The organism is Chryseobacterium mulctrae, from assembly GCF_006175945.1.
Lineage (GTDB): Bacteria > Bacteroidota > Bacteroidia > Flavobacteriales > Weeksellaceae > Chryseobacterium > Chryseobacterium mulctrae.
In genome coordinates this window covers 4,452,220-4,478,522 of record NZ_VAJL01000001.1, presented here as the reverse complement: position 1 = coordinate 4,478,522, position 26,303 = coordinate 4,452,220, and the positions used below count along the sequence as shown (strand labels likewise).

Sequence of the window (26,303 nt, the reverse complement as noted above, 5' to 3'; positions counted from 1 at the left end):
AATTAATAGATAAAACTTCATACAGCCTATATCACTTCGTCAATATTATAATTTTTATGCTCTCTGTTGGTTCTGATGATCATTTCTCCCAAGAATCCTGCGATGAAAAGCAAAGTTCCCATCAACATCATGGTCAATGCAATAAAAAACCATGGATTATTGGTAATTAAATGCCCATAAATTCCTCGTGCAACGTCGATTAGTTTAGAAATCCCCAACCAAAAAGCTGAAAGAAAACCTACAATAAACATAATCGTTCCTACAGCTCCGAAAAAATGCATTGGTCTACCACCAAAACGACTTACAAACCAAAGTGTTACCAAATCTAAAAATCCTCGCACGAATCTTTCAGTCCCGAATTTTGATGTTCCATAAGGTCTTGCCTGATGCGGAACTTCTTTTTCTGTAATTCTTCTGAAACCTGCATTGGCAGCTAAAACGGGAATATATCGGTGCATATCTCCATACACATCAATCGATTTTACAACCTGTTTTTTATAAGCTTTCAGACCACAGTTGAAGTCGTGCAAATAAACTCCGGAAACTTTTCTTGCCGCAGCGTTGAAGAGTTTTGAAGGGATATTTTTGGTCATTACATTATCAAAACGCTTTTTCTTCCAACCCGAAACGATGTCGTAATTGTCTTCAATCACCATTCTGTAAAGCTCAGGAATTTCTTCCGGGAAGTCCTGTAAATCGGCATCCATGGTGATAATAACATCACCGTGTGCTCTTTCAAAAGCGGCATGTAAAGCCTGAGATTTTCCGTAATTTCTTGAAAATTTTATTCCGTGGATTTGTGGATGCTGAACTTTTAAATTCTCAATAATGCTCCACGACAAATCTGTACTTCCGTCATCGATAAACCAAACTTCATACGATAAGTTGCTGGTTTTGCAAACGTTGTCGATTCTTGTAAACAACTCTTCGAGAGATTCTTCCTCGTTGAGTAACGGAATTACTATAGATAAATTCATTTAATTTTAATAAAAATTATTCTTGATTAATTGCTTCCTGATGGTTTGTTTTCTTTCTGAAAAACGCTCCAAAAAAGACAGACAAAATTACGTAAAATATAAGAATTGCGGCAAAATATCCTGAAAAATGACTCGCCGTAAGCATATCTTTATCTTTTATCGTCGCAGGATCAAATCTTTGAAGACCTTCCTGATATTTTTGCTCCAGCTCATCAATGTCTTTTTGGTGCTTCAGAATCTTTTTTGCAGACTGGTATTCTTTATCCAATTCAGATTTCTGACGCTGTACATATTGATAATTTAACAGCTTTTTAGCATCCGTATCAATGAAATTTAAGAAAGAAAAAATACTTACAATAGATAAAATTCCACCTACAAACATTGGAACGAAAGCTCTTTTAAAAGCTCCTTTAAAATCCATTTCATGGTTATTCCAATAAGATTTTACTGACCAAAACGCAAATAAAACATAGACGATCGGCAAAACAAAAGCATTGACTTTCAATGTAGTATCAAAATATTCGATACCAGAAAAAAATGTGTAGACTACAAAAAAGATCGCCATTGTAATGGCATACAATAAAATTCCTAGGGTAAGTGGACTTTTCGTCATAATTCTAATTTTTAGAAAATTTCTTAAAAAATATTGGTCTAAATTTCAGCGTTTTAGCTTTAATAAAGGGATTTTTAAAGATTTTTTCTGTAATAATATTTTTAAATTTAAAATAAGTTCCTATCTTTGCAACGGCAAGTCCTAAACAACCAGCTCCTGAGAATCCTCCAGGGTGGGAACGCAGCAAAGGTAATTGGTTGAGCGGTGTGATTTAGGTAGCTTGCCATTTTTTATTTTTATAAGTTAAGAGATTAAGATGATTTTATTTAAATTACTTAATCTCTTAATTTTTTTTGTTATATATCGAAACTTTCTCCGAGTTTAGGTAAAACCAATTCAACATTCTTATCTGCAAAATGTTTTGCAGCACTATCATGATTAATTTCAATTGCAGGGAAAGTATCAAAATGACATCCGATTACTTTTGGAGTTTTCAATAATTCTGACGCCGCAAAAGCTGCTTTTCTTGCACACATCGTATAGTGACCACCAATTGGAAGGATTGACAAATCTAAATTTCCGAATAATCTTGGGAAAAGTTCCATATCTGCCATTACTCCTGTATCTCCAGCCAAATACACATTTTTACCTTCAGGAAGTCTGAAAATATATCCTACAGGAACACCTCCGTAAGTTCCGTCAGGAAACGAACTTGTATGATGAGCCGAAACCATAGAAATTTTAAGATCATCGATTTTTGCCGACCCTCCTAAGTTTACATCGTCCGTATTTTTAGCATTTTTGAAATAAGCACAGATTTCCGGTTGACCGATAATGGTAGCTTCAGGATAATGTTGTAAAACTTCTCCTACATCAGCAATATGATCACCATGAGCATGAGTTATTAAAATATAATCGATTTTCTGAGCCGAGATATCAAATCCTGATTCTGCTTTTTTGTAGTTGTAAAAAGGGTCACAAAGAATCGTTTTGTCTTTGTACGTGAACAAAAAACAGTTTTGTCCTAAGTATTGTATTTTCATTGTAAGTTTATTTTTGAATATTTATTTTTTAAACACTGATCACACAAATGTTTTTCACAAATCTCACTAAAATTTACTTGTGCTATTAGTGAAAAATATTTGTGCAATTTGTGGTTTATTTCTGTGGAAATTTATCTTCAATCAATCTCAGATTAATTCCGTGTTCTAAGTAAGCTTTGCAGCCATCTAAAACCGTTGTAAAACCTCCTGTATTGTCATTAATTACAGATAAAAGTTCATCTCCTTTTTCAGAATACCCATAACTTTTAATAATGACTAAAGTTCCTTTTTCCATTTCCTTGAACTCATAATCTACATTGTTGGAAAATAATCCCCACTCTGTTTTTATCAATTGGTTTTGAATAATCTGAAGAACTTTTACTTCAGATTTCGCATTGTACATTTCCCATTCCCAAATAATGGTTTTACCTTCTTCCAGCTTTCCGGTAGATTTTGTAAACCAAAAATTAGTGGTGATTTCTGGATTAATAAACGCTTCAAAAACCTCTTGAATTGGTTTTCTAATTAGCATCTGAGCCTGAACAAATATTTTAGATTCCATAACAGAAAATTTTAGCTAAAATAATTAAGACCTACTGCCGTTAAAACTGCCATCATTAAAGTAAGAATTCCAACCTGTTTTAAAAACGGATCGAGTTGCTTTGGTTCTTTTACCGCCATTATATTTCTTCTTAATTTAGCAACGGGAATCAATAAAATCATTACGATAAACACATAATAATTTTGCATCTGAATAAAGTTGTTGATCCCTAAAAACACAAGAATCAAAATCAATGGAAGTTGCAATAAAACCATTTCGTAAATCATTGCATTTCTAAAACCTATTCTCAAAGCAAGACTGTTTTTTCCTGATAATCTGTCGCTTTCAATATCTCGCATATTATTAAGATTCAAAACTGCCATACTCATCATTCCTATTGCCGTTCCCGGTAAAAGAATATCCCAAGAAAAAGTTTTTGTAAACAGAAAATAACTTCCGCAAACCGAAACCAAACCAAAGAAGATAAAAACGAAAACATCTCCCAATCCCATATATCCGTAAGGTTTTTTACCAACCGTATAACCAATTGCTGCCAAAATACTTGCAACTCCTAATCCGATGAAAATATAAAACTCATTCATAAACTCAGGGATAAAAGCCAAATATAAAAGCGCAACTGTTGCTACGAAAGATAAGACAGAAAACAAAATCACTGCATTTTTCATCTGTTGTGCAGTAATTCTTCCCGATGCAACCGCTCTGGCTTCTGCTTCACCAATTCTTTTAGCATCGGTTCCTTTTACGCCGTCTCCGTAATCATTGGCATAATTTGATAAAACCTGATACAGCAAAGTCACCAAAAGTGCCAAAGCGAAGATCTTCCAATCCCAAATTCCTCCATCTTCATTAAGTCTCCATTTTGCAATGAAAGAACCCATGATAATTCCGCTTAACGAAAGCGGTAATGTTCTCAACCTTGCGGCTTTTATCCAATCGACCATAATTATAATTGATAAGAGATAATTGATTAATGATATATCGATTATCATTAATTAATTATCATTTATTTTTTAGATGTTTCTATTTTATAAATGCAGTAATTCAACAGTTTTTTGAGCTTTGTAAAGTTTAAAGCAACGATTTTGAAGCGTCCTGCAGAGGTATAAAAAGTGATACTTCCTAAGTTTGTTTTTCTTTGCCAAAAATACTGAGAAATTTTCACAGTTTGAAGCTTTTCTACCTCAAAAGTTCGGTTATCGACATCCCAAATTCCTGATTTTAATCTTATGAATCTTTCGCTGTAAAACAATTTTAAATTTCTGAAAGAAATCAGAATAAATAATTCGGCTAAAACAATGTAGACAATCGCTAAAAACCAATAATTTATGAATAATTCTTTTTCAATAAAGAAAACGAGAAACAAAGGCAAAGCAATCCATTGAAAAGTGTGGACGATAATTAATCTGAAATTAGGTTTTAACTCATTTTCAAAAACAGGATTTTCTTTCCAAATTGTTGAAATCAGTTTTGCTTTTTCTGTATTGTTAATTCCGGGAACGGCCGCAACTTTTTTTTCATCTTCTTCATTTTTTCCAATCTGAAGAAATTTCACAAAAGAAATTTTCATTTTCTTCTGAATCCAGTTCTGTGTTTCTGTAATCACCTGAACTTTTGATTTGTTGACAATTGAATTTCGGGTGTTGAACAATCCGTATTCAAAAGAAAAACTCTGGTTGTTTTCGCTGATTTTAAAGTTGAAAAATTTAATCAACGTACGAACGGTATTAATCAGAATTCCTACAATAATGACAACCACAACGATTCCAAGAATAACAGGAATAGAAAATGCCAAAAACCGTGATTCCAGAGTATCGTAATCTAATTGAGTATCAAATTCTACTTTTTTAAGCAAATTAGTCAGCTCAGAAAATCCATAAATCAGTAAACTGACCAGTGCAAAAAAACTTTGAATATAATTCGCAGTAATACCATATTTTAAAATACTGAGCGTAGAAATTTTGATTGAACGAAGTTTTTCAACTTCTTGATTTTCGTTATCTTCAGCATCCTTTGTTAAAGTATTTTCGAGCTGAGTTTCTGTTAAAAGATATTTTTTAAGGTCAATTGCATTTTGTTTCGTCAATGCTGAAATTTTGACTTCTTTTTCAGAACTTCCAGGAGTGTCGATTTCGAGTTTATAGATATTAAAAAACCGATGAACAAAAGGCTGTAAAATATTCACTTCCTGAATATTTTCTTTTTTAATCTTAGTTACCGATGTATTGATAATTCCTTCATGAATGACAAATTCCTCGTTTTCTTCATCAATATAATATTTGAAATGATAATATTGTAAAACCGCAGAAACAATGAGAATTAAGAGTCCGGCAATAATTCCAAGAACAATAATCCAAGGCTCTATTTTATCTTTTCTGACAAAAAAAAGAATAACGAAAACCCATAAATTTTTAATCACCATTCCAATATTATACAGAAAAAGCAATACGATACCCGTTTTCGATTGCCTTTGAGGCTGAAAAAAAGAATTAAGCTTCTCCTCCATCTTCTATTTTTTCTTTCGAAATTGTTCCTCTGATATGATGATTAATTCCTTCTGCAATATCTTCAGGAAGCCCATTTACAGTAACATCTCCACCGCTTACTCCGGCTGTAAAAACCGAGACCGATTTTAAGCCCAATATTTTAGAAAACCAGCCCTGTTCTACTTGGATGTGCTGAATTCTGTTGAACGGAACAATAATCACGCTTCGTTTCAACCAACCAAATTGATATACTAAATCTTTTTCACGAACTGCATATTTTCTGAATTTAAAACCAATCAGCGTATTCAGAAAAAGAAAAACAATCATCAGAAAAATTCCGATAACAATCATCCAAACCTGAATAAGGCTCAAATTAAAATAAAAAAAATAAAAAGCTACAGCAATTGCTCCGATTAGAAAAACAGAGAATAAACCCAGATTAAATAAAATGATCTTGAGGTATTTTGGTGAAACTGGCGTCAGTTTTAAATCCTCGAAATCAGGAATTTCAAGATCTAAGATCTGTGGATTTTGAAAGTTTTGCTCCATATTATAAAGATCTCTCGCAGATTTTCCAGATAAAGCAGATTCTTATTGTTTATTGTCTGCAAAATCATCCGAAAGAATAAATTAAATTTTAAAACTCAGTTTAGGTCTGAGGATAGCGCAGTAGATCAGCATTAGAAAACCAAAAATTAAATAATAAGATCCTTTGGGAGAATAATGAATAAGTTTATTCCAGAAGCTGGCTTTTGAATATCTATATTCGTCTGCATCAAAATAACCAAATCCACAACCTCCATTACCATCTATATCAGAAAACATTTGATGATCAGCTTTTTTGTAAAGGACATATAGACTGTTGGTTTCATCCATATCAAGACCGTACCTTTCCTGTTTGGTTTTCAACATAATATTGAGTAAGCCAACAATATCTGCGTAAATATTTTTATCAGAAAGCTGAAATCGTACCCCGGTTTTGTCAATATCATTTTCTTTTAACTGATTGATTTCTTTAATGAAATTTTCTTCAGTTTTTTCGTCAAAACCCGGGTTTACATTAATTGTTTTGTAATTCCAGCCATCAATAGGAATCTTCGCAAATTCAGGAACTTTTTCTCCTTTTTTAGCTTTATAAGGAAGTCCAATATCTATCACTCTCCTATTCATTTGGTTGTAAACAGGATTAGCGTAGTACAGAAACAAAAGAGGAACTAAAAGTGCACTGATAATACCGGCAACATAATATATTTTTTTATGCTTTCTCATTTCTATTCAATTTAGAACTTCCCTAAAATTACAAAATAATAGGTAATGAAATCACTCATTACCTATTGTTTATTATTTATATTTTAAGAAATCCACTGGTCTTTACCAAAGTCCGGCTTTCTTTTTTCAAGGAAAGCATTTCTACCTTCTTTTGCTTCTTCAGTCATGTACGCCAAACGAGTTGCTTCACCTGCAAAAACCTGCTGACCAACCATTCCGTCGTCTGTAAGGTTCATTGCAAACTTCAACATTCTGATTGACATTGGAGATTTAGCTAAAATTTCCTGCGCCCATTCGTAAGCAGTATCTTCAAGCTCGTCGTGAGGAATTACAGCATTCACCATTCCCATATCGAAAGCTTCTTGCGCATTATAGTTTCTTCCTAAAAAGAAAATCTCACGCGCTTTTTTCTGTCCAACCATTTTCGCTAAATAAGCAGAGCCGTAACCTCCGTCAAAGCTCGTTACATCAGCATCAGTTTGTTTGAAAATTGCGTGTTCTTTACTTGCTAAAGTTAAATCACAAACTACATGAAGCGAGTGACCGCCACCAACTGCCCAACCCGGAACAACCGCAATTACAGCTTTTGGCATAAAACGGATCAGTCTTTGAACTTCCAGAATATTCAAACGGTGTCTTCCATCTTCGCCTACATAACCTTGCTGACCTCTTGCTTTTTGGTCGCCTCCGCTGCAGAATGCCCAAACTCCGTCTTTAGAACTTGGTCCTTCTCCTGAAAGCAAAACCACGCCGATTGACGGATCTTCTGATGCATCATAAAAAGCATCATACAATTCTGAAGTTGTTTTTGGTCTGAAAGCATTACGAATTTCTGGTCTGTTGAAGGCAATTCTTGCTACTCCGTTGCATTTTTTATAAGTAATATCTTCGTATTCCTTTACGGTTTTCCACTCGATCATTTTGTAAAAATTTTCCCCAAATATACGGAATTAGGAAGAGATTTTGAGGATAATTATAAGTGAAACTTCAACCTTTAAGGCTGATTTAAGTTATTAAGTTCAGTTTCGCTGAGAAATTAATAATGAGCATTAGTTCAAGTAAAATTCTGAAAATAATTTTTGTTGAAAACTATTATTTAATTCAATATATTTTCGGAGTACTCGTATTTAATCAACAAAAAAGCCGATTCGTGAGAATCAGCTTTCAATTTTACAACTTATCCAAAATCTTTTTTGGTAGAACTTTCGTCAGTTGTTTTTTATATTCTTTATCAGCAAAAACTACTTTCCAGTTTTTCTTATCTTTTGAAACGGCAACCATTTTCATTGGTGCGTTAATGATATAAGCGCCTTCTTTAGCAAGATATTCTACTGTTCCTTGACCATATTTTTTGGTAAGCATTTCTGAAATAGATTTTTTCATTTCTTCATTCATCGAGCTTACATCAGCTTTCAGCTTTAGATAATAACTTGTAATTGAAAAATTCTCTCCATCAACCAACTCAGGTTTTCCTACCGAAATAAATTTCATATCCAGAACATCTATTTTCACAAAAGGATTATTGTAGGTCATGTTCAGCATTTGCGTGAACTGTTCCTTATTGACGATTGTGAAGAATTTTGGATAAATAGCATCAACAGTCTGGTCTAGCTTTTTATATTTAATCGTATTGGCAAAATAAACCATCGATTTTCTAATTGCCTGATCATCTGTATTTACCTTTGTTTGCGCAAAAGAAAACAGAGAAACAAAAATAAACAGCGCTGTAATTAATTTAGTTTTCATGAAATGATTTTATTTAAAAATTATAAAAGCCATCTCTTTCGAGACGGCTTTCAAATATATTTAAAAATTTCCGATTAAGGAACTTTTACCAATTCTACATCGAAGATTAACCATGCATTTGGTGGAATTACTCCTCCTGCCCCTCTTTCTCCGTAACCCATTGCTGGTGGAATCAATAAAGTAGCAGTTTCACCTTCTTTCAATAACAAGATTCCTTCGTCCCATCCTTTGATTACTCTACCAGTTCCAACAGGGAATTCAAGAGGCTCATTTCTTTTGAATGAAGAGTCGAATTCAGTTCCGTTGGTCAATTTACCAGCATAATGCACCTGAACGTTATCACCTGCTTTTGCAGCTTTTCCTTCAGTCTTTTTAGTAATTTTATAGTAAAGTCCAGACTCAGTTACCTGCATTCCAGCTTTTAAAGCTTCCAAAGCTTTCTTTGCATCAGCTTCAGCTTTTTCAGCCATAGCTTTATTATTAGCAGCTATTTTACCTTTTCCTTCGTTGAAAGTTTTTGCAGCATCATATCCTTTGTACTCATCTCCTTTGCTAAAAATGCTTACTTTTTCAAGAACGATGTCTGTTTTTGGTTTATCCTGAGCTCCTTTTTCAACAGCAGCAATTGCGTCAATAGTTTCAGTTCCTTTTACAACTTCACCAAAAATAGTATGTCTTCCGTCTAACCAAGGTGTAGCAACTTCAGTAATGAAAAACTGAGAACCGTTTGTGTTTGGTCCTGAATTAGCCATCGAAAGAATACCTTTTCCTGTATGTTTAAGGTCGTTTTTCTCATCTTCAAATTTGTAACCTGGATCTCCCATTCCTGTTCCTTGAGGATCACCTCCCTGAATCATGAAATCTTTAATTACTCTGTGGAAAATTGTTCCGTCATAAAAAGGAACTCCTTTCGCTTTCGCTTTATTATCGATTTTACCTTCTGCAAGACCAACAAAGTTAGCCACAGTTACCGGTGATTTTTTGTCTTCAAATTTTACAATAAGGTTACCTTTTGTAGTTTGAATATTAGCATAAAGTCCGTCTTTAAGCCCTTCGTAAGTTTCTTTGTCTACGTTCATCTTTTTATAAATTGGAGTACAGCTTAAAAGCGAAACGCTTGCCGCTGCTAAGATTATATTTTTGTTTAAGAATTTCATTTTACAGTACTTTTAATTTTATAATTAAAGGAATATCGTTATCAATTTTATTTTCGTCTCCGTAAGTTCCGTAAGCCAATGATGATGGTACAAGAAGCGTTACTTCTTCCCCGTTCTGCATGTATCGAAGAGCATTTTCAACGGCTTTAAGCTCATCAAAATGTCCGAATCTTGCATCGTTTCTGCTTATAGATTTATCATAAATTTTAGTCTGGTCAAAATCATAAAGATCGTACGAATACGAAATTGTAGATTCATCAGGTCTTCTTTCTCGCTTATCAAAACCATCGACTGTAGTCCAATAATTCAGTTGTGTTGGAAAGAATTTTATATTTTGACTTGTAATCCAATCCTGAATTTGCTGCCTTTCCACCGTATTCAGATTTTTCATACGGTTTTTGGAAACATCCAGATCATTTTGGCTCAAAACACCACCAACCGGTGGATGCACCGGGTTATTTCTTTTGCAGCTCAATAAGCTAAGAAGAGATATGAAGAGTATTTTTTTCATAAAAACTTTTGCGAAAATAAGCATTTCGGGAATCAATTACAAAACTTGGTGAATTTATATTTAGAAACTACTGAAATTTCATTAAGAGACTAAGATTGTTAACGATAGTTTTAATTTAATATTAAAATCAATTACCATTTCGCATTACAATTTTAAACAAAAAAAGCCAGGAAATAATTCCTGACTTTGTATTGATATTTAATTCTAAAATTAAACTGTTTCTAGTGCATGATCAACCAAAACTCTCCATCCGAAAGGATCTTCAGTAAGGTTATTTTGTAAATCTACTAAATCATTTTTAAGGATTACTGCAAAACTTTCTTCGTCTGAAAGTCTAGGCAATTCAAGTTTTTCACCATTATATCCTAAAGCTTGGAAAACAGTTGTAACAACCGCAGTTCCTACTCCCCAAACTTCTTTCAAAGTTCCGTTTCTCTGAGCTTCCACAACATCTTTTACTTTGATAGGCTCTACTTTTATTTCAAAGCCTCTTTTCTTAGCCAATTGAATGAAACTATCTCTTGTAACACCATCCAAAATTTTCTCAGAAGTAGGCGGCGTATAAATTGTATCGTTGATTCTTACGAAAACATTCATTGTTCCACTTTCTTCGAAATATTCATGAGTAGCATCATCAGTCCAGATAATCTGATCATATCCTTCTTCCATTGCCAACTGAGTTGGGTAGAAAGAAGCAGCATAGTTTCCTGCAGCTTTAGCAGAACCAACACCACCACTTGCCGCTCTAGAATAATGATCTGAAATTTTCACAGACACAGGCTCTGTATAATACATTTTTGCCGGCGTAGCTACAATTGCAAACATATATTTATTAGCTACTCTTGCTTTTAAAGCCTCTTCAGTAGCGAAAATTAATGGTCTAATATATAAAGAATTACCTTCTCCTTGAGGAACCCATTCTCTATCGATATCAATTAAAGCTTTCAAACCATCCAAAAAGATTTCTTCTGTAACCTGTGGCATTGCCAAACGAGCTGCAGATTTATTGATACGCTCAAAATTCTTTTCTGGCCTGAAAAGGAAAACCTGTCCGTCTTTATCTTTGTAGGCTTTCATACCTTCAAAACAAGCTTGCCCATAATTTACTCCCATCATAGCAGGCGTAAACAATAATGGACCATAAGGAACCAATTTTACCTCGCCCCATTTTCCGTTCTCATACTCGCAGATAATCATGTGATCACTGAAAGTACCTCCAAAAGAAAAATTATTAGGATCGAAAGTAGAAATTCTAGAGTTTTCTGTTTTTTGAATTATCATTTCTTAAAATTTTTATGATGTTCTACAAATTTAACATAATTTTCCAAATATAAAAATTTTAGATTAAATTTGAAAAAAATTACTTTGGAAAGAGAAATAAAGACCACAAACGACGGCAGTAAGACACTGTTTATCATCGAGTTAAATGAAAACTACCACTCTCATCATGGAGCTCTTCAGGAAGCTGAACATGTATTTATTAAAAATGGATTAAACTTAATAAATGATTACGAAATTAACATTTTAGAACTCGGTTTTGGAACAGGTTTGAATGTTTTGGTAACAATTAATGAATATTTAAAAACTGACAAAAATCATATCATCAACTATTTTACCCTTGAAAAATATCCAATAAACGAGTCTGAAATTGAAAACTTAGCCTATTTTGAGCATTTTGATAACATTGAATTAAAAAATATTTATCAAAAAATTCATCAGTCAGAATGGGAAAAATCAGTAGAAATTATTCCGGGTTTTCATTTACATAAGATCCAATGCGATTTTTTTGATCTTAAAAACATTGATTTACCGAAAATTAACCTTGTTTATTACGATTGTTTCGGAGCAAGAGTGCAGCCAGATCTTTGGGAAATGCCTTTATTTGAAATAGTTTCTGATAAAATGAATATAAACGGACTGTTAACAACCTACTCTTCTAAAGGGAGTGTAAGAAGGATTCTACAAGACCTTAATTTTAAAGTTGAAAAAAAACAAGGTCCTCCCGGAAAAAGAGAAATGATTAATGCGATAAAGTTATAGGCTGAAAGCTGGATGTTTGATGATAGAATTTTAACCGTGAATTTAATCACAAATATCACCCCACTTCAAACTTCCAGCTTCCATCTTATCAATATTTTCCCTATTTTAGCTAAGCAAAATACTATCTATGATTGACAATATTAATGTAAGAGTTTATGCGTGTGTTGTAAAAGACAAAAAAGTTCTTACGCTTTTTGAAGAATATGCAGGTGAACCTTTAATGAAATTTCCTGGCGGTGGATTGGAATACGGAGAAGGATTGACAGATTGCCTGAAGCGTGAGTTTGAAGAAGAACTAAATGTAAATATAGAAATTGTAGAGCATCTTTATACCCAAGAAGATTTCTTGGTTTCCCGTTTCAAAGAAAACGAACAGCTTCTTACTATATATTATATGGTAAACATAATTAATGAAGAAGATTTCATTATTCTTGATCCCTGCATTGAAAAAATAGATTGGATTTCTATTGACTCAACAGAAAATCCTTTTAGTCTGCCTATTGATAAAATCGTTTTCGATAAACTGAAAGAAAAATTCCTGTAAATTATTTACAGGAATTTTTTATTTATCTAGATACTTTAAAATCTTTTGCTCCGGGATATGGTTGCAAATAACCGGAATTCCAATTGGACTGCAATAGCGATTCTAAAAACTCATCCGTTCTATTCTTGTGAGGATTGTAAGGTTCTTTCAAATCAATATCTGCCATTTTCCCTTTTACATTCCACCAAAATGCACTCCATCCGCCTCGTAATTCTCTAATGATTTCATAAACGTTTTTCCCTGTTGCTCTGTTCATTAATTTGGCAAAAACCTGACCTTCTGTTGTTGTTAAATCTCTCAACTGCTTTTCATACTGATCAGCCAGCATATTTTGCCTGTCTCTTACGTATTTTCGTTTGGCAGCACTGTCAAGATTATTCATTTCACCCTGAATATCTCTGTATTGTTGCAACGCAGTTAAAAATAAAGGATAGACACGGTATAATTTTTTATTTAAAAAGAAGTAATAGTTTTTATCGAGTTGATTATTAAATTTAGGTTTATTTAAAAGAACTAATTCATCCATCACCACGACAGTTTCACCGTTGATTTCGTAGAATTTAGCTTTTTGCCTTTCATCATAATAATATTTATTACCAAATTCATCGGTTTTCAATTGTTCCGGTGGATATTGACTGAGAGGCTTTATAGTTATAGAATCTTTCTGCTGCCCAGAAACACCAATCACAAAAAACAGGAGAAAAAGGCAGGCAATTTTATGAAATTTCATTATTTTTACACGTATTATAACAAAATTTGACAACAAAAATCATTCCCTTTATATGAAATTCGAAAAGAAATCTTTGAAATTTTTAGAGAAATATTTAAACACTTCATCACCAACAGGTTATGAACATCACGGGCAAAAAGTTTGGATGGATTACATCACTCCATATGTAGACAAAGTAGAAGTTGACCATTATGGAACATGCTACGGAATCATTAATCCTGAAGCAGAATTCAAAGTAGTTATTGAAGCGCACGCCGACGAAATTTCATGGTACGTTAATTACATTACGGATGACGGATTAATTTATGTAATCAGAAACGGAGGTTCAGACCAAACTATAGCGCCTTCTAAAGTTGTTCACATTCACGGTGAAAAAGGAATTGTAAAAGGAGTTTTCGGATGGCCTGCAATTCACACAAGAAGCGCCAATCAAAATGAACCCACTCCAAAAATCGACAATATTTTTATCGACTGTGGAGCAATCTCAAAACAGGAAGTTGAGGATTTAGGAATTTTTGTGGGATGTATGATTACATATCCCGATGAATTTTTCGAAATGAACGACCGTTATTTTGTTTGCAGAGCTTTAGATAACAGAATCGGTGGATTTATGATTGCAGAAGTTGCAAGGCTGTTAAACGAAAATAAAAAACAAATTCCTTTCGGTTTATATATCACGAATTCGGTACAGGAAGAAGTTGGTCTTTACGGTGCAGATATGATTGCAGATACGATTAAACCTAATATCGCAATCGTTACTGATGTTACCCATGACACGACAACACCAATGATTGAAAAGAAAAAAGAAGGCGACCAAAAATGCGGCGACGGTCCGGTTGTATTTTTCGCTCCAAGTGTACATCACACGATTAGAGAATTAATCATTGATACCGCAAAAACTAAAAAAATACCTTTTCAAAGAGCAGCAGCAAGCAGAGCAACAGGCACAGACACAGATGCTTTCGCTCATTCTAACGGCGGTGTACCAAGTGCTTTGATTTCCTTACCTTTGCGCTACATGCATACAACAGTAGAAATGGTCTCTAAAGAAGATGTCGGAAATGTCATTCAGTTGATTTACGAAACACTTCTTAAGATAAAACCGGAAATGAAACTGAAATATCATTAAAAAAGAAGTTAGAAATTAGACTTTAGAAGTTAGTTTAAAAACTAATGGTTGATTTCTAATTTCTAACTTTTAATATATCTAATATCTAAGTAAAGTAAAAATGAAAACGAAGCTTATTGCTCCTTCCCTTTTATCTGCAGACTTTGGGAATCTGCAAAGAGACATTGAAATGCTGAACAATTCTCAAGCCGACTGGTTACATGTTGATGTAATGGACGGAAGATTTGTTCCTAATATTTCGTTCGGTTTTCCGGTGATGAAAACAATCCAGCAACACGCAAAGAAATTTGTTGATGTACATTTGATGATTGTAGAACCTGAAAAATATGTTGAAGAATTTATCGATTACGGGGCAGATTTGGTTTCTGTACATTACGAAGCCTGTACACATCTTCACAGAACAATTAATTTGATCCAAAGCAAAGGTGCAAAAGCAGGAGTTGTATTAAATCCTTCTACTCCGGTTTTGATGTTGGAAGATATTATTGCTGATGTAGATTTGGTATTATTAATGAGTGTAAACCCAGGTTTTGGCGGACAAAAATTCATTGAAAACACTTACAAGAAAATTGCTGAGACTAAAGATCTTATTTTAAGCAATAATTCCACAGCACTTATTCAGGTTGATGGTGGAGTAAATTTAGATAATGCATCTAAGTTATTTGAAGCGGGTGCTGATGTTTTAGTTGCTGGAAACGCAGTTTTCTCTACAGAAAATCCTGAAAGAACAATTGAGCTTTTAAAGGTTTAAGAATTCAAACTAAATACAAGAGGCTGTTTCATTTATCATGAAACAGCCTTTTTTTTAATTATATTGTGCTTATTTAATCAACTTGCTGAAAATTAAAACTTAAATCTCCACCATTATAATCCAGAGAAATATTGGTTGGAAAAACTTGAGAAGAGCCTCCTACCCATCGATATTCCCAAAATTTTATATTTCCCGCAGTAATTGGATACACCGCATTACTGTTATCCGCTTTATTCCTTTTATACCAATCGTTAGAGTTCATCGTAATAACATATTTTTTGTCTTTTTCAAGCATCATTTCAGGAATGCTTTTTACAACAACTGTATTTGCAGTAGCAACATTTACCATTTCAGTTCTTAACACCGTTTTTGTATCAAAATCCCAGATCGTTATTTTTAAATTCGGATTCAAGTCAGGTAATTTTACGACCAAAGCATTTATTTTACCTTTTACATTTGGAGAAAATGTAAGACCAAATTCATAATTTCCAGAATTCACAAAATTAGACGTTGTTGTAAAACCAGCCAGATTATGATATTTATCTAAAGGATTTTCTTCATTATAAACAATTGCAGCCGGCGGTTGATTATCATCTTCATCTTTACTACAGCTCAAAGAAGAAAACACAATCATTAAAGGTAATATCATCAATACGTTTTTTATTGATACATATTTTTTCTCAAAAAGGAAACTTAGATTTTTCATAATTTTTTATTTAAATATTATGAAGCAAATTTCAAAATAATACCTTTTTGAACTATCAGGAAAAACACTCTTTCTAACAGAGGTATTTACCTTAATAATGTACAAATAAAAAAAGGCAGTTTTATCAACTGCCTTTCTTCTCATTACATTGAGGAATTATATGGTTATTAGTTTTTCTCTTTTTTGTTTCGATTTAGTGAAACCGATTACCTTTTTTTTAATGACATAAAGATGGTAAAATAAAAAACACCATCCTATCCGTAAAAACACTGAAATTTCAATAAATAAATCTTTATTATAATTTTTAATTCAAACATATTAGACTTTTGATTACAATACTTTCAATCACCAAAAAATTAATTAGATTTAATTTAAATAATGTTTTTTATAAAAATTAAATTTTTAAATTATAATTTTTTAGGACGAAATGGCAGATAATTAATAAAAAAAATATTAGCACAAAAAAAATCCGGAATAATTTCCGGATTTCTTATTTATGGGATTTTAATTAAAAAATCTCTCTTCCTGAAAAATGAAATTGAGCTTCAATTAAAGCATTTTCGTTAGAGTCAGAACCATGCACAGCATTCTCTCCGATGCTTCTAGCAAACATTTTTCTGATAGTTCCTTCAGCTGCTTCAGCAGGATTTGTAGCACCGATTAAAGTTCTGAAATCTTCCACGGCATTATCTTTTTCTAAAACCGCAGCAACGATTGGACCTGAGCTCATAAAGTCAACCAATTCTCCGTAAAAAGGTCTTTCTGCATGTACTTCGTAGAATTTTTGTGCATCAGCAACAGTAAGTTGAGTTAATTTCAAAGCTTTGATCTTATAACCTCCTTCTGAAATCTTTCCTAAAATAGCTCCAATATGACCGTCAGCAACCGCATCTGGCTTAATCATTGTAAATGTAATGTTTGACATAACTGTATATTTTTTTTAATGGCGCAAAATTACAAAAAATATCCAAAATATAGTTTTAAATTAATTTTAACATAAAATAACTTTTATTAAGAAATTTTAAAATCATTTTTGGCACAGTAATTGTAACTACTAATTCGATTCTCATGTTTAATTTGAGTTTTCATGGTTATTAGTTTTTACCCAGCTTCGGCTGGGTTTTTTATTTACAAAAAACAACCATATTATTTGAGAAATTCACAATAATACAATTAATCACAATTACACATAATAATCTTTTGCTTCAAAATCAATCAAAGCAATAAATTAAATGTAGAAAATAAGATAAGAAATTACTTATATACGAGTGTTTTCTTCTGCCTCGTCCATAAGCTTAACATAGGTAGAATATCTTGTAGGTTGGATTTCACCAGTCTCTAAAGATTGTAAAACTGCACATTTTGGTTCATTCACATGCATGCAGTTATGATATTTACATTCTTCCCTTTTTTTGAATATTTCAGGAAAGTAATGTTGCACTTCTTCTTTCTCAATATCAATCATGGCAAATTCACGTACACCGGGAGTATCGATCACGTTTCCGCCAAAATCCCAAAAATGCATCTGGGCAAAAGTTGTGGTATGTTTTCCTTTTAAATGAGTATCAGAAATTTCAGAAGTTCTTAAATTGAGATTTGGCTGCATTGCATTGACCAATGTAGATTTTCCGCAACCTGAGTGGCCAAAAAATACTGAAGTTTTATCTTTTAGTATTTCAACCAAATCATCCAAATTAAGTTTAGAATAAGAAGAAATTTCCAATGTTTCATATCCAATTTCGTTGTATAGAAATTCAATATCTTTTACAATCTCAGATTCTTCTTCAGACAAAACGTCCATTTTGTTAAACAAAATAAGAGGTTTTATATTATAAGCTTCACAGCAAGCAAGAAACCGGTCAAGAAAACCTAGAGATGTTTCAGGATGCTTTAATGTAAAAATAAAACACGCCAAATCAATATTCGACGCAATAATATGTGCTTCTTTTGAAAGATTTACAGATTTTCGGATCAGGTAATTTCTGCGGGGTTCTATTTTTGTGATCCACGCAATATCATCCTGCTCAAGCTGAAATTCGACAAAATCACCAACAGCCAAGGGATTGGTAAGTCTGGTTTTTATTAGTTTAAATTTTCCACGAATTCTCGCTTCAAAAATTTTTCCCGTTTCTGTTTCCAAAACCTGATACCAGCTTCCTGTAGATTTAATGATTTTTCCTTTCATACGATAACTGCAAAGATAAGGAATTAGGTTTTAGATAACAGGATTTAGTTTATATCAGATTTGCTAAAATATAAATTCTAAATCCTATCATCTTTTTTAAAACCAATTTATCTATTAATCATAATATTGTTTTGAATTTCAATAGATTCTTCGTGAATCGCTTTGAAGACTTTTTCAATAAAATCTTGAGACATTCCTGTTTCTGTAGCTTTTTGTGCAGCATATTCAGTAATTACTTTCCAACGATCCGGCTGAAAAATAGCAATATCGTTTTCCTTCTTCAGTTTACCGATTTTTGCAGAAATTTTCATTCTTTGAGAAAGCAATTCGATTACTTGAAAATCCAGATCAGAAATTAAAGTTCTGTGTCTTCCCATTTCATCATCAAAACCAGCTAAACCAGTACTTCTAACTTTAAGATTAGAAATCATCTCGCCCAAAACTTCCGGGGTAATCTGTTGCGAAGCATCGCTCCATGCTTCATCAGGGTTACAATGTGATTCGATAATAGCACCTTGGTAACCTACATTTAAAGCTTCCTGAGTAATTCCCGCCAATCCGGTACGATTCCCGCAAATATGTGAAGGATCGATCAAAATTGGAATATTTGGAAACTGACTCTTGAAGTCTAAAGCAATCTGCCAGTTTGGATTATTTCTGTATTTAGTTTTTTGGTACGTAGAAAATCCTCTGTGAATCGCTCCTAGGTTTTTAATATCCTGTCCCAAAAGTCTTTCCAAAGCACCAATCCATAAAGCTAAATCAGGGTTTACAGGATTTTTTACCAAAACTATTTTTTCAGTCCCTTTTAAAGCTTCCGCAATCTCCTGAACTGTGAAAGGATTTACGGTAGAACGTGCCCCGATCCATAAAATATCAACATCTGCCTTCAACGCAGCATCTACGTGATGGGCATTAGCAACTTCTGTTGCAGTTTTGAAGCCATATTCTTCCTTTACTTTTTTTAGCCAGTTTAAACCAATTACACCAACTCCCTCAAAACCATTAGGTTTCGTTCTTGGCTTCCAGATTCCCGCACGGAAAATAGGAACTTGTGCATTAGTTTCTTTAATTCTTTTGGCAGTTTCCAGCATTTGTTGTTCGCTTTCTGCGCTACAAGGTCCTGCGATAATGAGTGGCTGTTGGAACTGGTTAATCCAGTTGTTTTCCAAATCTCTTAAGTTCATATTGTTGTAAATTTATATTTTTAAATTAGAGTCAATAGTATATCTATTATAAAGTTTATTTATAATTCTTTCAAAAAAATGTCGTTCAAAAATTGTTGTGAAATCAGTAATCTAAAAGTGAGTCCTTATATTTTTTTAAGAAAGAAATTAAATTAGCTATACCAATAAAATCGATAATAACTTCTAAAATTTCTATAATAAAAAGCGTCAAAAGAAAGATAGCTGCTTAAGAAATAAGCAGCTATAGTATTGATTTTTGTAGCAAAATCAGAAGTATATGGAATTTTAGAATGTTCCACTTTTATACTATAATTTATCTTTTGTTTTGTAAATATTTAGCAAATATATAAAAAATTATGACAAATCAAACTTCATTAAATCATCTAAATCCTTTAATAAAGGATTCATTTCCACAAATTTCTCAAAGATTTTCTTAGTTGTCATGATTTCTATCTTTAAATTCTCATGATCTTTTTTAAATTCGAAAACGATGGAGTGATTATTTACTTTATGTTTAAAATGATTAAAAAACTCAATGCTTATTTTGTCAAACTCCCCTTTGGCAGAATCTGATGGGTAAGAAATTTCAATGGTTTTTTCGTTAATTTTCGCAAGTTTAAAAGCTTTAATAGCATTAAAAACTACAGGATCTTTAGAGCGAAGGGTTTTTAAAAGTATCGTCCATTCTGTCTGAATATCCGTATCTGTGAAATGATGCTCCGGAAGACTTCCTGTATTTACAATTGCAGGTTTTTCTTTTTCATCAGCTTTTTCTTCTTTATTTAAAAAAGAATTAATGCTAAATCCAGAAGAAATATTTGGTTTTGATAAAGACTTTAAAGGCTTAGTAACAGGTTGTGAAATTTGTTCGGGCTCAGTTGTTTTAGCCTGAACTTTCACTTCTTCTACTTTCTTTTCCTGAACTTGAGTCGGTAATTTTATTTCCTGTTTCTCGTTAAGAAACGGAGCCAGTATTAAGAACTTTTTTTTTTAGCTATTTCGCCAGCGGCTGAAAGAGACGATAATTGCATCAAAGCAATTTCTACGGTAAGTCTAGGATTTTTTGAATTCTTATAATTGATATCTGCGTGATTACAGATTTCAATTCCGTCGATGAGATTTTGAGGACTCCATTTTTGTCCCTGCTCAACAAATTTTACTTTAGTCTGCTCTCCTACTTCAATTAAATCTATTGTTGAAGAATTTTGAGCCATCATCAAATCGCGGAAATGATTTCCAAGTCCGGCAATAAATAGATGCGGATCAAAACCTTTTTTTACAATTTCATTAAAAGCAAAAAGAATTTCCGGAATTTTATTTTCTTTAGCCAGATCAACAATTTTCAGATATTGATCGTAATCTAAAATATTGAGAACTTCAGCTGCCTTTGCAAGAGTAATATTTTTTTGAGAAAATGTAGAAAGCCTATCAAAAATTGAAAGCGCATCTCTTAATGCACCGTCTGCTTTTTGAGCAATCAAATACAATGCATCGTCTTCATACTTTACATTTTCTTTTTCTGCAATCCCTCTTAAATGACTCTGAATATCAAGAATTGTGATTCTCTTGAAATCATAAATCTGACAACGCGATAAAATTGTTGGAATAATTTTATGCTTTTCGGTTGTCGCCAAGATAAAAATAGCATGAGCAGGAGGCTCTTCTAAAGTCTTAAGAAAAGCATTAAATGCAGCAGAAGACAACATGTGAACCTCATCAATGATATACACTTTGTACTGACCAACCTGAGGTGCAAAACGCACCTGATCAATCAGCTCACGAATATCATCAACAGAGTTATTGGATGCTGCATCGAGCTCATAAATATTATAAGCAAAACCATCTTCAGAGACAGATCCGTCTTTTTCGTTGATTTTTCTTGCCAGAATTCTGGCGCAAGTAGTTTTACCAACACCACGCGGTCCGCAAAACAATAATGCCTGCGCCAACTGGTTTTCTTCAATGGCGTGTTCTAAAGTATCTGTAATATGAGATTGCCCAACAACGGTATCAAACTGTTGAGGACGGTATTTTCTTGCAGATACGATAAAATTTTCCATTGCCCAAAAGTAAGAAATATAGTTTTAATTTGAAAATTTTAGCTTTCAAATTTTAGAAAACTACGCTTTACATTTGGGCAACAAATTATTATTATTTATTGTAAGCGAAGTCAATAATGTCTACCAATGCTTTTTCAATTTTCTTTCTTCCTTCCTCAGTTTTCATCTCTATTCCGCAGAAAGTAACTCCGTTGTGACCGGTATAAAGATTCAAATGGTAAATTCCGGCTACCAAAATTGCAGTAATCGCTCTGTATTCTTCTGCTTTATCACCGAAATGAGGATCTGTAATATTCTTGAAAAGTTCTTCACCTACTTCTTCTCTCTGATCCAAAAGTTTTTTAAGAATAGGTCTGCTTTCAGACATTTCCCAAACTAAAATCTTTTGAAGCTCTTTATTTTTCTTCAGGTTTTCAAACTGGTTAAGAATTGCCAATTTAGACATTTCTCTTCCTCCATCAGACAAATCGACGTCTTCTCCTAACTCAAATTTACTCCAGTAATCCTGAGATCTGATGTATTCATCAATTAATTTGTCTGTACTTCCGAAATATTCATAGATCAGTTTTTTGTCAAAACCGGCAACAGCAGCAATCTTGCTTACCATTAATCCTGAATATCCTTTCGTTTTCAAAATCTTTCCTACTGCATTCAGTAGTTTTTGTTTTGTTTTTTCTTTGTCTCTAATAGGACCTTGTACAACTTTTCTGGGCATCGTTTCTATTTTTTGCTAAAAGCAATTATTTAATATTTAAAAATCTTACACAATATCTAATGTTTTATTTATAAAAGATTTATCAAGTCTATTCACAAATATACATCTCTTGAGTGAGAATTGTATGAGATATATTTTTATTAACTACGATTTTTTTCATCATCCGGTTTTCGCAATGTAAAAAAAGGAAACAATTTATTTTATTCTTTAATTTTTTTTCAAATAAAGAGTGCAAAAATACTACATACAAATCAATTATTTATCATAAAAAAATACAAAATATTTACACAAAATAAATTATGCATAAAATATAATTAAAAATAAATGCATTTAAAAACAACAATCACAATAAAGCTATTATATGATAAATGATATCATGAATTAAAATAATTCACCATTCTTAATTAAAATTACAATTTTTTTCAATATTAAATTAATAATTCATAAAAGATTTTATTATTTTTTTTCACTGCTTTCTCCGTACTGTTGCATGTTTGATGCCATCCTTGTTTTTAAAATAATTTTTATTCATCAGTTTTATTTTTTGTAGCAAAATTTTATTTTCATCCATATTACAGATGTATCTTTGCAGTTCTATTCTAACTTTTATTCAAAAAAAACAAGGGTATAATTATACTTAAATGAAAATCATTCCTATAAAAGAAGGTAATTTCATTGCCGATAAATCCAAAAATTTTAAAATTCTTGAAGAAAATCCGGAAGCTAAAGGAGTTCGAATGTCTATTCAACCTTTTTTAATCATTACCAAAAATGATTATATTCTTATCGATACAGGTTTGGGCTGGAAAAACAAAGAAGAAAAGCTGATTATCAATGAAATTTTAAAAGAAGAAAATATTCAGACCAGTCAAATCACAAAGGTTTTGCTTTCACATTTGCATAAAGATCACATCAATGGAACTTTAGTGAAAACAGATTATGGATTTGAATCTAATTTTCCGAATGCTGAAATTTATATTCAAAAAAGAGAACTTGATTTTGCTTTTGAAAGCCGAGGAAATCCATCGTTTGATTTTGAAATTTTAGAAGCGCTCATTCAACAACCCAATATTATTTGGATGAATGATGATCAGGGAAAAATTAATGATGAAATTTATTACGAAGTTGTTGGTGGTCACAGTCCTTTCATGCAGATTTTCAAAATTATCGAGAATAATGAAACGGCATTTTATGGCGCCGATGATCTTCCACAAGAGTCTTATTTAAAATATCATGTCGCTTACAAAAGTGATTTCAATGGTAAAAAAGCCATGCAACTTCGTTTAGAATGGCAAAAAGAAGCTATTGAAAATAAATGGAAAGTTCTTCTTTATCACGATCTTAAAAAAAGTATTTTACAGTTCTAAATTTCCACATATAAAAAAACTCCTGCAAAATAGATTTACAGGAGTCTTTTATTTCAAATTTTTAATTTATTGACTTACTTTATTTAGAAGCTCAACATCTTCAGAACTTAACTTGAGTTCAGGCGCTGCAAACAAAGTTTTCAGTTGAGACTCACTGGTTGCGCTTACAATTGGAGCGGTCACCAAAGGATTTGCTAAAAGCCAGGCTAAAGCAACAGAAGCCTGAGTTGTTTCTAATCTCGCACTTATTTCATCCAAAGCTTTTAAAACATTAAGACCTTTCTCATCCAAATATTTTCTGACACCCTCTCCTCTTGCACTTTTCTTTAAATCATCTTCATTACGATATTTTCCGGTAAGAAAACCTGCAGCCAAAGACCAATAGGTAAATACACTCAAATCATATTCTTTCACCAAATTTGCATATTGAGATTCAAATTTTTCTCTTTCCAATAGATTATAATGCGGCTGTAATGCAACATATTTCGGAAGATTGTTTTTTTCGGCAACTTCAAAAGATTCTTTTAATCTTTCTGGTGAAAGGTTTGATGCCGCAATATATCTTACTTTTCCGGCTTTAATAATTTCATCATACGCCTCTAAAGTTTCTTCAACCGGAGTTTTCTGGTCATCAAAATGCGTGTAATAAAGATCTATACGATCGGTTTGAAGTCTAGCAAGAGATTCGTCAACCGATTTTAAAATATGTTTTTTGCTGATGTCGAAACCATGCTCTTTTGTTTCTGAGCCTACTTTCGTTGCGATCACCAAATCATTTCGGTTGTTTCTTTCTTTCATCCATTTTCCGATAATTTCTTCCGACTGACCGCCTTTTCCATTTACCCACCAAGAATACGTATCGGCTGTATCAATAAAATTGAAACCTCCTGCTGTAAACTGATCTAAAATATCAAACGATTTTTTCTCATCTAAAGTCCAACCAAAAACATTTCCTCCAAAATTTATCGGTGCTATTAAAAGATCCGTATTTTTTATTTTCATCTTTTCCATAAACAGATTTTATATTATTTAAAAAGTAGAGCTAATTTATGAAACAACCTTTGGAAAACAGCTCTGGAATTTAGTTTTAATAAAAATGTAGCCAATAGAAAATTTCGATTGAAAAAGTTTTAAATCAAATCTTGAGGTCAAATTATTTACGAATAAGATATTTATCTTAAATTTGTTCTTTCGAAATAAAGGAAATGGTGTCTTCCTTACCCAACCGCATTAAAAAGCTGATGGCGCCTGATTAGTTGAATTTTTACCATTTAATCAGGTTATTATGTTTAAAAAAAATAAAAGATCGGTTTTTAAAATTCTCAGTGTTTTAATTCAATTATTTTTCAGAAAATATCCTTCTGTATTTTTTGTAGTGAAATGGCTTTTCATTACTGCAATTATTGGAGTATTTATCGGATGCGCGTCCGCTTTTTTCTTACAAACTTTAGAATGGGCAACCCAATTCAGAGAAAATCATCTTTGGATTATTGTTTTTTTACCTTTAGCTGGATTTTTAGTTGGTTTATTATATTACTATTTCGGAAAAGATGTTGAAGCCGGAAACAATTTATTATTAGAAACCATTCATGAGCCCAAAAAGACAATTCCTTTTAAGATGGCTCCATTGGTCTATTTTGGAACAATAATTACTCATTTTTTTGGAGGTTCTGCAGGTCGTGAAGGAACGGCTTTGCAAATGGCAGCATCAATTGCCGATCAGTTTTCAAAACCGTTAAGACTTTCAGCTGATGATAGGAAAATTTTAATTATTTCTGCGATTGCAGCAGGATTTGGTTCTGTTTTCGGAACTCCAATAGCCGGAGCGATTTTCGGACTGGAAGTTTCTCTTACTGGAAGAATAAAATACAAAGCTTTATTTCCCGCAATTTCCGCATCAATTATTGCAGATTTAGTTACAAAATTATTAAACACTCATCATACTGAATACCTCATCAATTTCGTGCCTGAAATTTCATTGTTGAATATTTTATATGCTCTTATTGCCGGTATTTCCTTTGGTATTTGTGCCGCTTTTTTCAGTAAAACCATCCATAAAACAGGAGATTTTTTTAAATCTAAAATTTCTTATCCGCCACTTCGCCCGTTGATTGGAGGAGTTATTATTTTACTATCAGTCTGGTTAATGGGAACCACAAAATATCTTGGTTTAGGAATCCCTACAATTTTAGATTCTTTTTCGCAACAGCTTCCTGCTTATGATTTTGCTTTAAAAGCGATTATTACGATTATTACTTTGGCTTCGGGCTTTAAAGGTGGTGAAGTGACTCCGTTATTTTTTATTGGTGCAACTTTAGGAAATGCTTTAGGATATTTTATCCCTTTACCTTTAGCACTTTTGGCGGGAATGGGTTTTGTGGCAGTCTTTGCAGGAGCAACCAATACACCGATTGCGTGCAGCGTAATGGCTTTTGAATTATTTGGAATAGAATGCGGAGTTTATGTGATCATTGCGTGTGTTGTTTCTTATTTATTTTCCGGACAAAACAGTATTTATAAAAGTCAAATTATTGACAAGTCTAAGCACAAAAGATATTGGAAAAAGGAGGAATATCTTTAAAATAAAT

28 protein-coding genes, 1 other RNA gene and 1 riboswitch are annotated in these 26,303 nt (G+C 32.6%); of the genes, 7 read left to right on the top strand and 22 right to left on the bottom strand.

All coding sequences use genetic code 11. The annotated features are described in order from the left end of the window. Positions 1 to 26: 26 nt before the first annotated feature. Both FDY99_RS20890 and FDY99_RS20885 read right to left on the bottom strand, forming a co-directional pair. Positions 27 to 977: a glycosyltransferase family 2 protein gene (locus FDY99_RS20890; RefSeq protein ID WP_074228842.1), complete on the bottom strand. Its 951-nt coding sequence runs from the start codon at positions 975 to 977 to the stop codon at positions 27 to 29. Positions 978 to 993: 16 nt separating this feature from the next. Continuing rightward, positions 994 to 1,590 (bottom strand): DUF4199 domain-containing protein, encoded by a 597-nt coding sequence (locus FDY99_RS20885; protein WP_102980980.1) that lies wholly within the window; start codon positions 1,588 to 1,590, stop codon positions 994 to 996. A gap of 132 nt (positions 1,591 to 1,722) precedes the next feature. Here FDY99_RS20885 and ffs point away from each other — a divergent pair. Further along, positions 1,723 to 1,819: signal recognition particle sRNA small type (ffs, locus tag FDY99_RS20880), an RNA gene on the top strand. Positions 1,820 to 1,886: 67 nt separating this feature from the next. Here ffs and FDY99_RS20875 read toward each other — a convergent pair. The 11 genes from FDY99_RS20875 to FDY99_RS20825 form a co-directional block, all read right to left on the bottom strand. Beyond that, positions 1,887 to 2,573, bottom strand: a complete 687-nt coding sequence (locus FDY99_RS20875) for a metal-dependent hydrolase (RefSeq protein ID WP_139423568.1) — start codon at positions 2,571 to 2,573, stop codon at positions 1,887 to 1,889. Positions 2,574 to 2,688: 115 nt separating this feature from the next. Next, positions 2,689 to 3,135: an SRPBCC family protein gene (locus FDY99_RS20870; RefSeq protein WP_139423567.1), complete on the bottom strand. Its 447-nt coding sequence runs from the start codon at positions 3,133 to 3,135 to the stop codon at positions 2,689 to 2,691. 11 nt (positions 3,136 to 3,146) lie between these two features. Beyond that, entirely contained in the window at positions 3,147 to 4,076 is a 930-nt protein-coding gene (gene menA, locus FDY99_RS20865; RefSeq protein WP_139423870.1) for a 1,4-dihydroxy-2-naphthoate octaprenyltransferase, read from the bottom strand. A 62-nt stretch (positions 4,077 to 4,138) separates the two neighbouring features. After that, positions 4,139 to 5,638 (bottom strand): PH domain-containing protein, encoded by a 1,500-nt coding sequence (locus FDY99_RS20860; protein ID WP_139423566.1) that lies wholly within the window; start codon positions 5,636 to 5,638, stop codon positions 4,139 to 4,141. Next, positions 5,622 to 6,167: a PH domain-containing protein gene (locus FDY99_RS20855; RefSeq protein ID WP_139423565.1), complete on the bottom strand. Its 546-nt coding sequence runs from the start codon at positions 6,165 to 6,167 to the stop codon at positions 5,622 to 5,624. The genes FDY99_RS20860 and FDY99_RS20855 overlap by 17 nt, the downstream gene beginning before the upstream one ends. 81 nt (positions 6,168 to 6,248) lie before the next feature. Beyond that, a complete protein-coding gene (locus FDY99_RS20850) occupies positions 6,249 to 6,887 on the bottom strand; it encodes a hypothetical protein (protein ID WP_139423564.1) in 639 nt (212 codons plus the stop codon). Between the two features lie 83 nt (positions 6,888 to 6,970). Then, positions 6,971 to 7,807, bottom strand: coding sequence for a 1,4-dihydroxy-2-naphthoyl-CoA synthase (locus tag FDY99_RS20845; protein ID WP_066677606.1), 837 nt, complete (start codon positions 7,805 to 7,807; stop codon positions 6,971 to 6,973). Positions 7,808 to 8,057: 250 nt separating this feature from the next. Next, a complete protein-coding gene (locus tag FDY99_RS20840) occupies positions 8,058 to 8,633 on the bottom strand; it encodes a hypothetical protein (protein WP_139423563.1) in 576 nt (191 codons plus the stop codon). Between the two features lie 74 nt (positions 8,634 to 8,707). Continuing rightward, positions 8,708 to 9,712, bottom strand: coding sequence for a peptidylprolyl isomerase (locus FDY99_RS20835; protein WP_139423869.1), 1,005 nt, complete (start codon positions 9,710 to 9,712; stop codon positions 8,708 to 8,710). Positions 9,713 to 9,791: 79 nt separating this feature from the next. Further along, positions 9,792 to 10,301 carry an FKBP-type peptidyl-prolyl cis-trans isomerase gene (locus tag FDY99_RS20830; protein WP_139423562.1) on the bottom strand — a complete coding sequence of 170 codons (510 nt, stop codon included), beginning with the start codon at positions 10,299 to 10,301 and terminating at the stop codon, positions 9,792 to 9,794. 210 nt (positions 10,302 to 10,511) lie between these two features. Next, the gene (locus FDY99_RS20825) at positions 10,512 to 11,582 is read right to left on the bottom strand and encodes a branched-chain amino acid aminotransferase (protein ID WP_102980990.1); all 1,071 of its coding nucleotides are present in this window, start codon (positions 11,580 to 11,582) and stop codon (positions 10,512 to 10,514) included. Positions 11,583 to 11,666: 84 nt separating this feature from the next. On the opposite strand from FDY99_RS20825, the gene mnmD reads away from it, so the two are divergent. Both mnmD and FDY99_RS20815 read left to right on the top strand, forming a co-directional pair. Then, positions 11,667 to 12,341 carry a tRNA (5-methylaminomethyl-2-thiouridine)(34)-methyltransferase MnmD gene (gene mnmD / locus FDY99_RS20820; RefSeq protein ID WP_139423868.1) on the top strand — a complete coding sequence of 225 codons (675 nt, stop codon included), beginning with the start codon at positions 11,667 to 11,669 and terminating at the stop codon, positions 12,339 to 12,341. 127 nt (positions 12,342 to 12,468) lie between these two features. Then, positions 12,469 to 12,885 carry an NUDIX domain-containing protein gene (locus FDY99_RS20815; protein WP_102980991.1) on the top strand — a complete coding sequence of 139 codons (417 nt, stop codon included), beginning with the start codon at positions 12,469 to 12,471 and terminating at the stop codon, positions 12,883 to 12,885. A 22-nt stretch (positions 12,886 to 12,907) separates the two neighbouring features. On the opposite strand, the gene FDY99_RS20810 is transcribed toward FDY99_RS20815, so the two are convergent. Continuing rightward, complete coding sequence (locus FDY99_RS20810) at positions 12,908 to 13,615, bottom strand: DUF4294 domain-containing protein (RefSeq protein ID WP_139423561.1); 708 nt, start codon at positions 13,613 to 13,615, stop codon at positions 12,908 to 12,910. A gap of 52 nt (positions 13,616 to 13,667) precedes the next feature. Here FDY99_RS20810 and chrP point away from each other — a divergent pair, with 52 nt between their 5' ends. Further along, positions 13,668 to 14,744 carry a chryseobasin maturation metalloprotease ChrP gene (gene chrP, locus FDY99_RS20805; RefSeq protein ID WP_139423560.1) on the top strand — a complete coding sequence of 359 codons (1,077 nt, stop codon included), beginning with the start codon at positions 13,668 to 13,670 and terminating at the stop codon, positions 14,742 to 14,744. Positions 14,745 to 14,844: 100 nt separating this feature from the next. After that, a complete protein-coding gene (rpe, locus tag FDY99_RS20800) occupies positions 14,845 to 15,495 on the top strand; it encodes a ribulose-phosphate 3-epimerase (RefSeq protein WP_102980998.1) in 651 nt (216 codons plus the stop codon). A gap of 73 nt (positions 15,496 to 15,568) precedes the next feature. On the opposite strand, the gene FDY99_RS20795 is transcribed toward rpe, so the two are convergent. The 7 genes from FDY99_RS20795 to FDY99_RS20765 all read right to left on the bottom strand — a co-directional run bounded on the left by FDY99_RS20795 (position 15,569) and on the right by FDY99_RS20765 (position 22,348). Then, the gene (locus tag FDY99_RS20795) at positions 15,569 to 16,201 is read right to left on the bottom strand and encodes a DUF4082 domain-containing protein (RefSeq protein ID WP_139423559.1); all 633 of its coding nucleotides are present in this window, start codon (positions 16,199 to 16,201) and stop codon (positions 15,569 to 15,571) included. A 508-nt stretch (positions 16,202 to 16,709) separates the two neighbouring features. Beyond that, complete coding sequence (locus FDY99_RS20790; protein WP_139423558.1) at positions 16,710 to 17,126, bottom strand: nucleoside-diphosphate kinase; 417 nt, start codon at positions 17,124 to 17,126, stop codon at positions 16,710 to 16,712. 333 nt (positions 17,127 to 17,459) lie between these two features. Then, complete coding sequence (rsgA, locus tag FDY99_RS20785) at positions 17,460 to 18,386, bottom strand: ribosome small subunit-dependent GTPase A (protein WP_139423557.1); 927 nt, start codon at positions 18,384 to 18,386, stop codon at positions 17,460 to 17,462. A 107-nt stretch (positions 18,387 to 18,493) separates the two neighbouring features. Continuing rightward, entirely contained in the window at positions 18,494 to 19,573 is a 1,080-nt protein-coding gene (locus FDY99_RS20780; protein WP_139423556.1) for a chorismate mutase, read from the bottom strand. Positions 19,574 to 19,927: 354 nt separating this feature from the next. Next, positions 19,928 to 20,473 carry a hypothetical protein gene (locus FDY99_RS23460; protein ID WP_228448881.1) on the bottom strand — a complete coding sequence of 182 codons (546 nt, stop codon included), beginning with the start codon at positions 20,471 to 20,473 and terminating at the stop codon, positions 19,928 to 19,930. Between the two features lie 74 nt (positions 20,474 to 20,547). Further along, complete coding sequence (dnaX, locus tag FDY99_RS20770; RefSeq protein ID WP_139423555.1) at positions 20,548 to 21,633, bottom strand: DNA polymerase III subunit gamma/tau; 1,086 nt, start codon at positions 21,631 to 21,633, stop codon at positions 20,548 to 20,550. Positions 21,634 to 21,724: 91 nt separating this feature from the next. Continuing rightward, complete coding sequence (locus FDY99_RS20765; RefSeq protein WP_074228886.1) at positions 21,725 to 22,348, bottom strand: TetR/AcrR family transcriptional regulator; 624 nt, start codon at positions 22,346 to 22,348, stop codon at positions 21,725 to 21,727. 641 nt (positions 22,349 to 22,989) lie between these two features. Between FDY99_RS20765 and FDY99_RS20760 the strand changes: the two genes are divergently transcribed. Next, positions 22,990 to 23,715 carry an MBL fold metallo-hydrolase gene (locus FDY99_RS20760; RefSeq protein WP_139423554.1) on the top strand — a complete coding sequence of 242 codons (726 nt, stop codon included), beginning with the start codon at positions 22,990 to 22,992 and terminating at the stop codon, positions 23,713 to 23,715. Between the two features lie 66 nt (positions 23,716 to 23,781). Here the strand turns inward: FDY99_RS20760 and FDY99_RS20755 are convergent, their stop codons facing one another. After that, on the bottom strand, positions 23,782 to 24,726 hold the full coding sequence (locus FDY99_RS20755; protein WP_139423553.1) for an aldo/keto reductase: 945 nt from the start codon (positions 24,724 to 24,726) through the stop codon (positions 23,782 to 23,784). 181 nt (positions 24,727 to 24,907) lie between these two features. Next, positions 24,908 to 24,973, top strand: a riboswitch (Fluoride riboswitch). Between the two features lie 27 nt (positions 24,974 to 25,000). Between FDY99_RS20755 and FDY99_RS20750 the strand changes: the two genes are divergently transcribed. Continuing rightward, positions 25,001 to 26,296, top strand: coding sequence for a voltage-gated chloride channel family protein (locus tag FDY99_RS20750; RefSeq protein ID WP_139423552.1), 1,296 nt, complete (start codon positions 25,001 to 25,003; stop codon positions 26,294 to 26,296). Positions 26,297 to 26,303 lie beyond the last annotated feature (7 nt).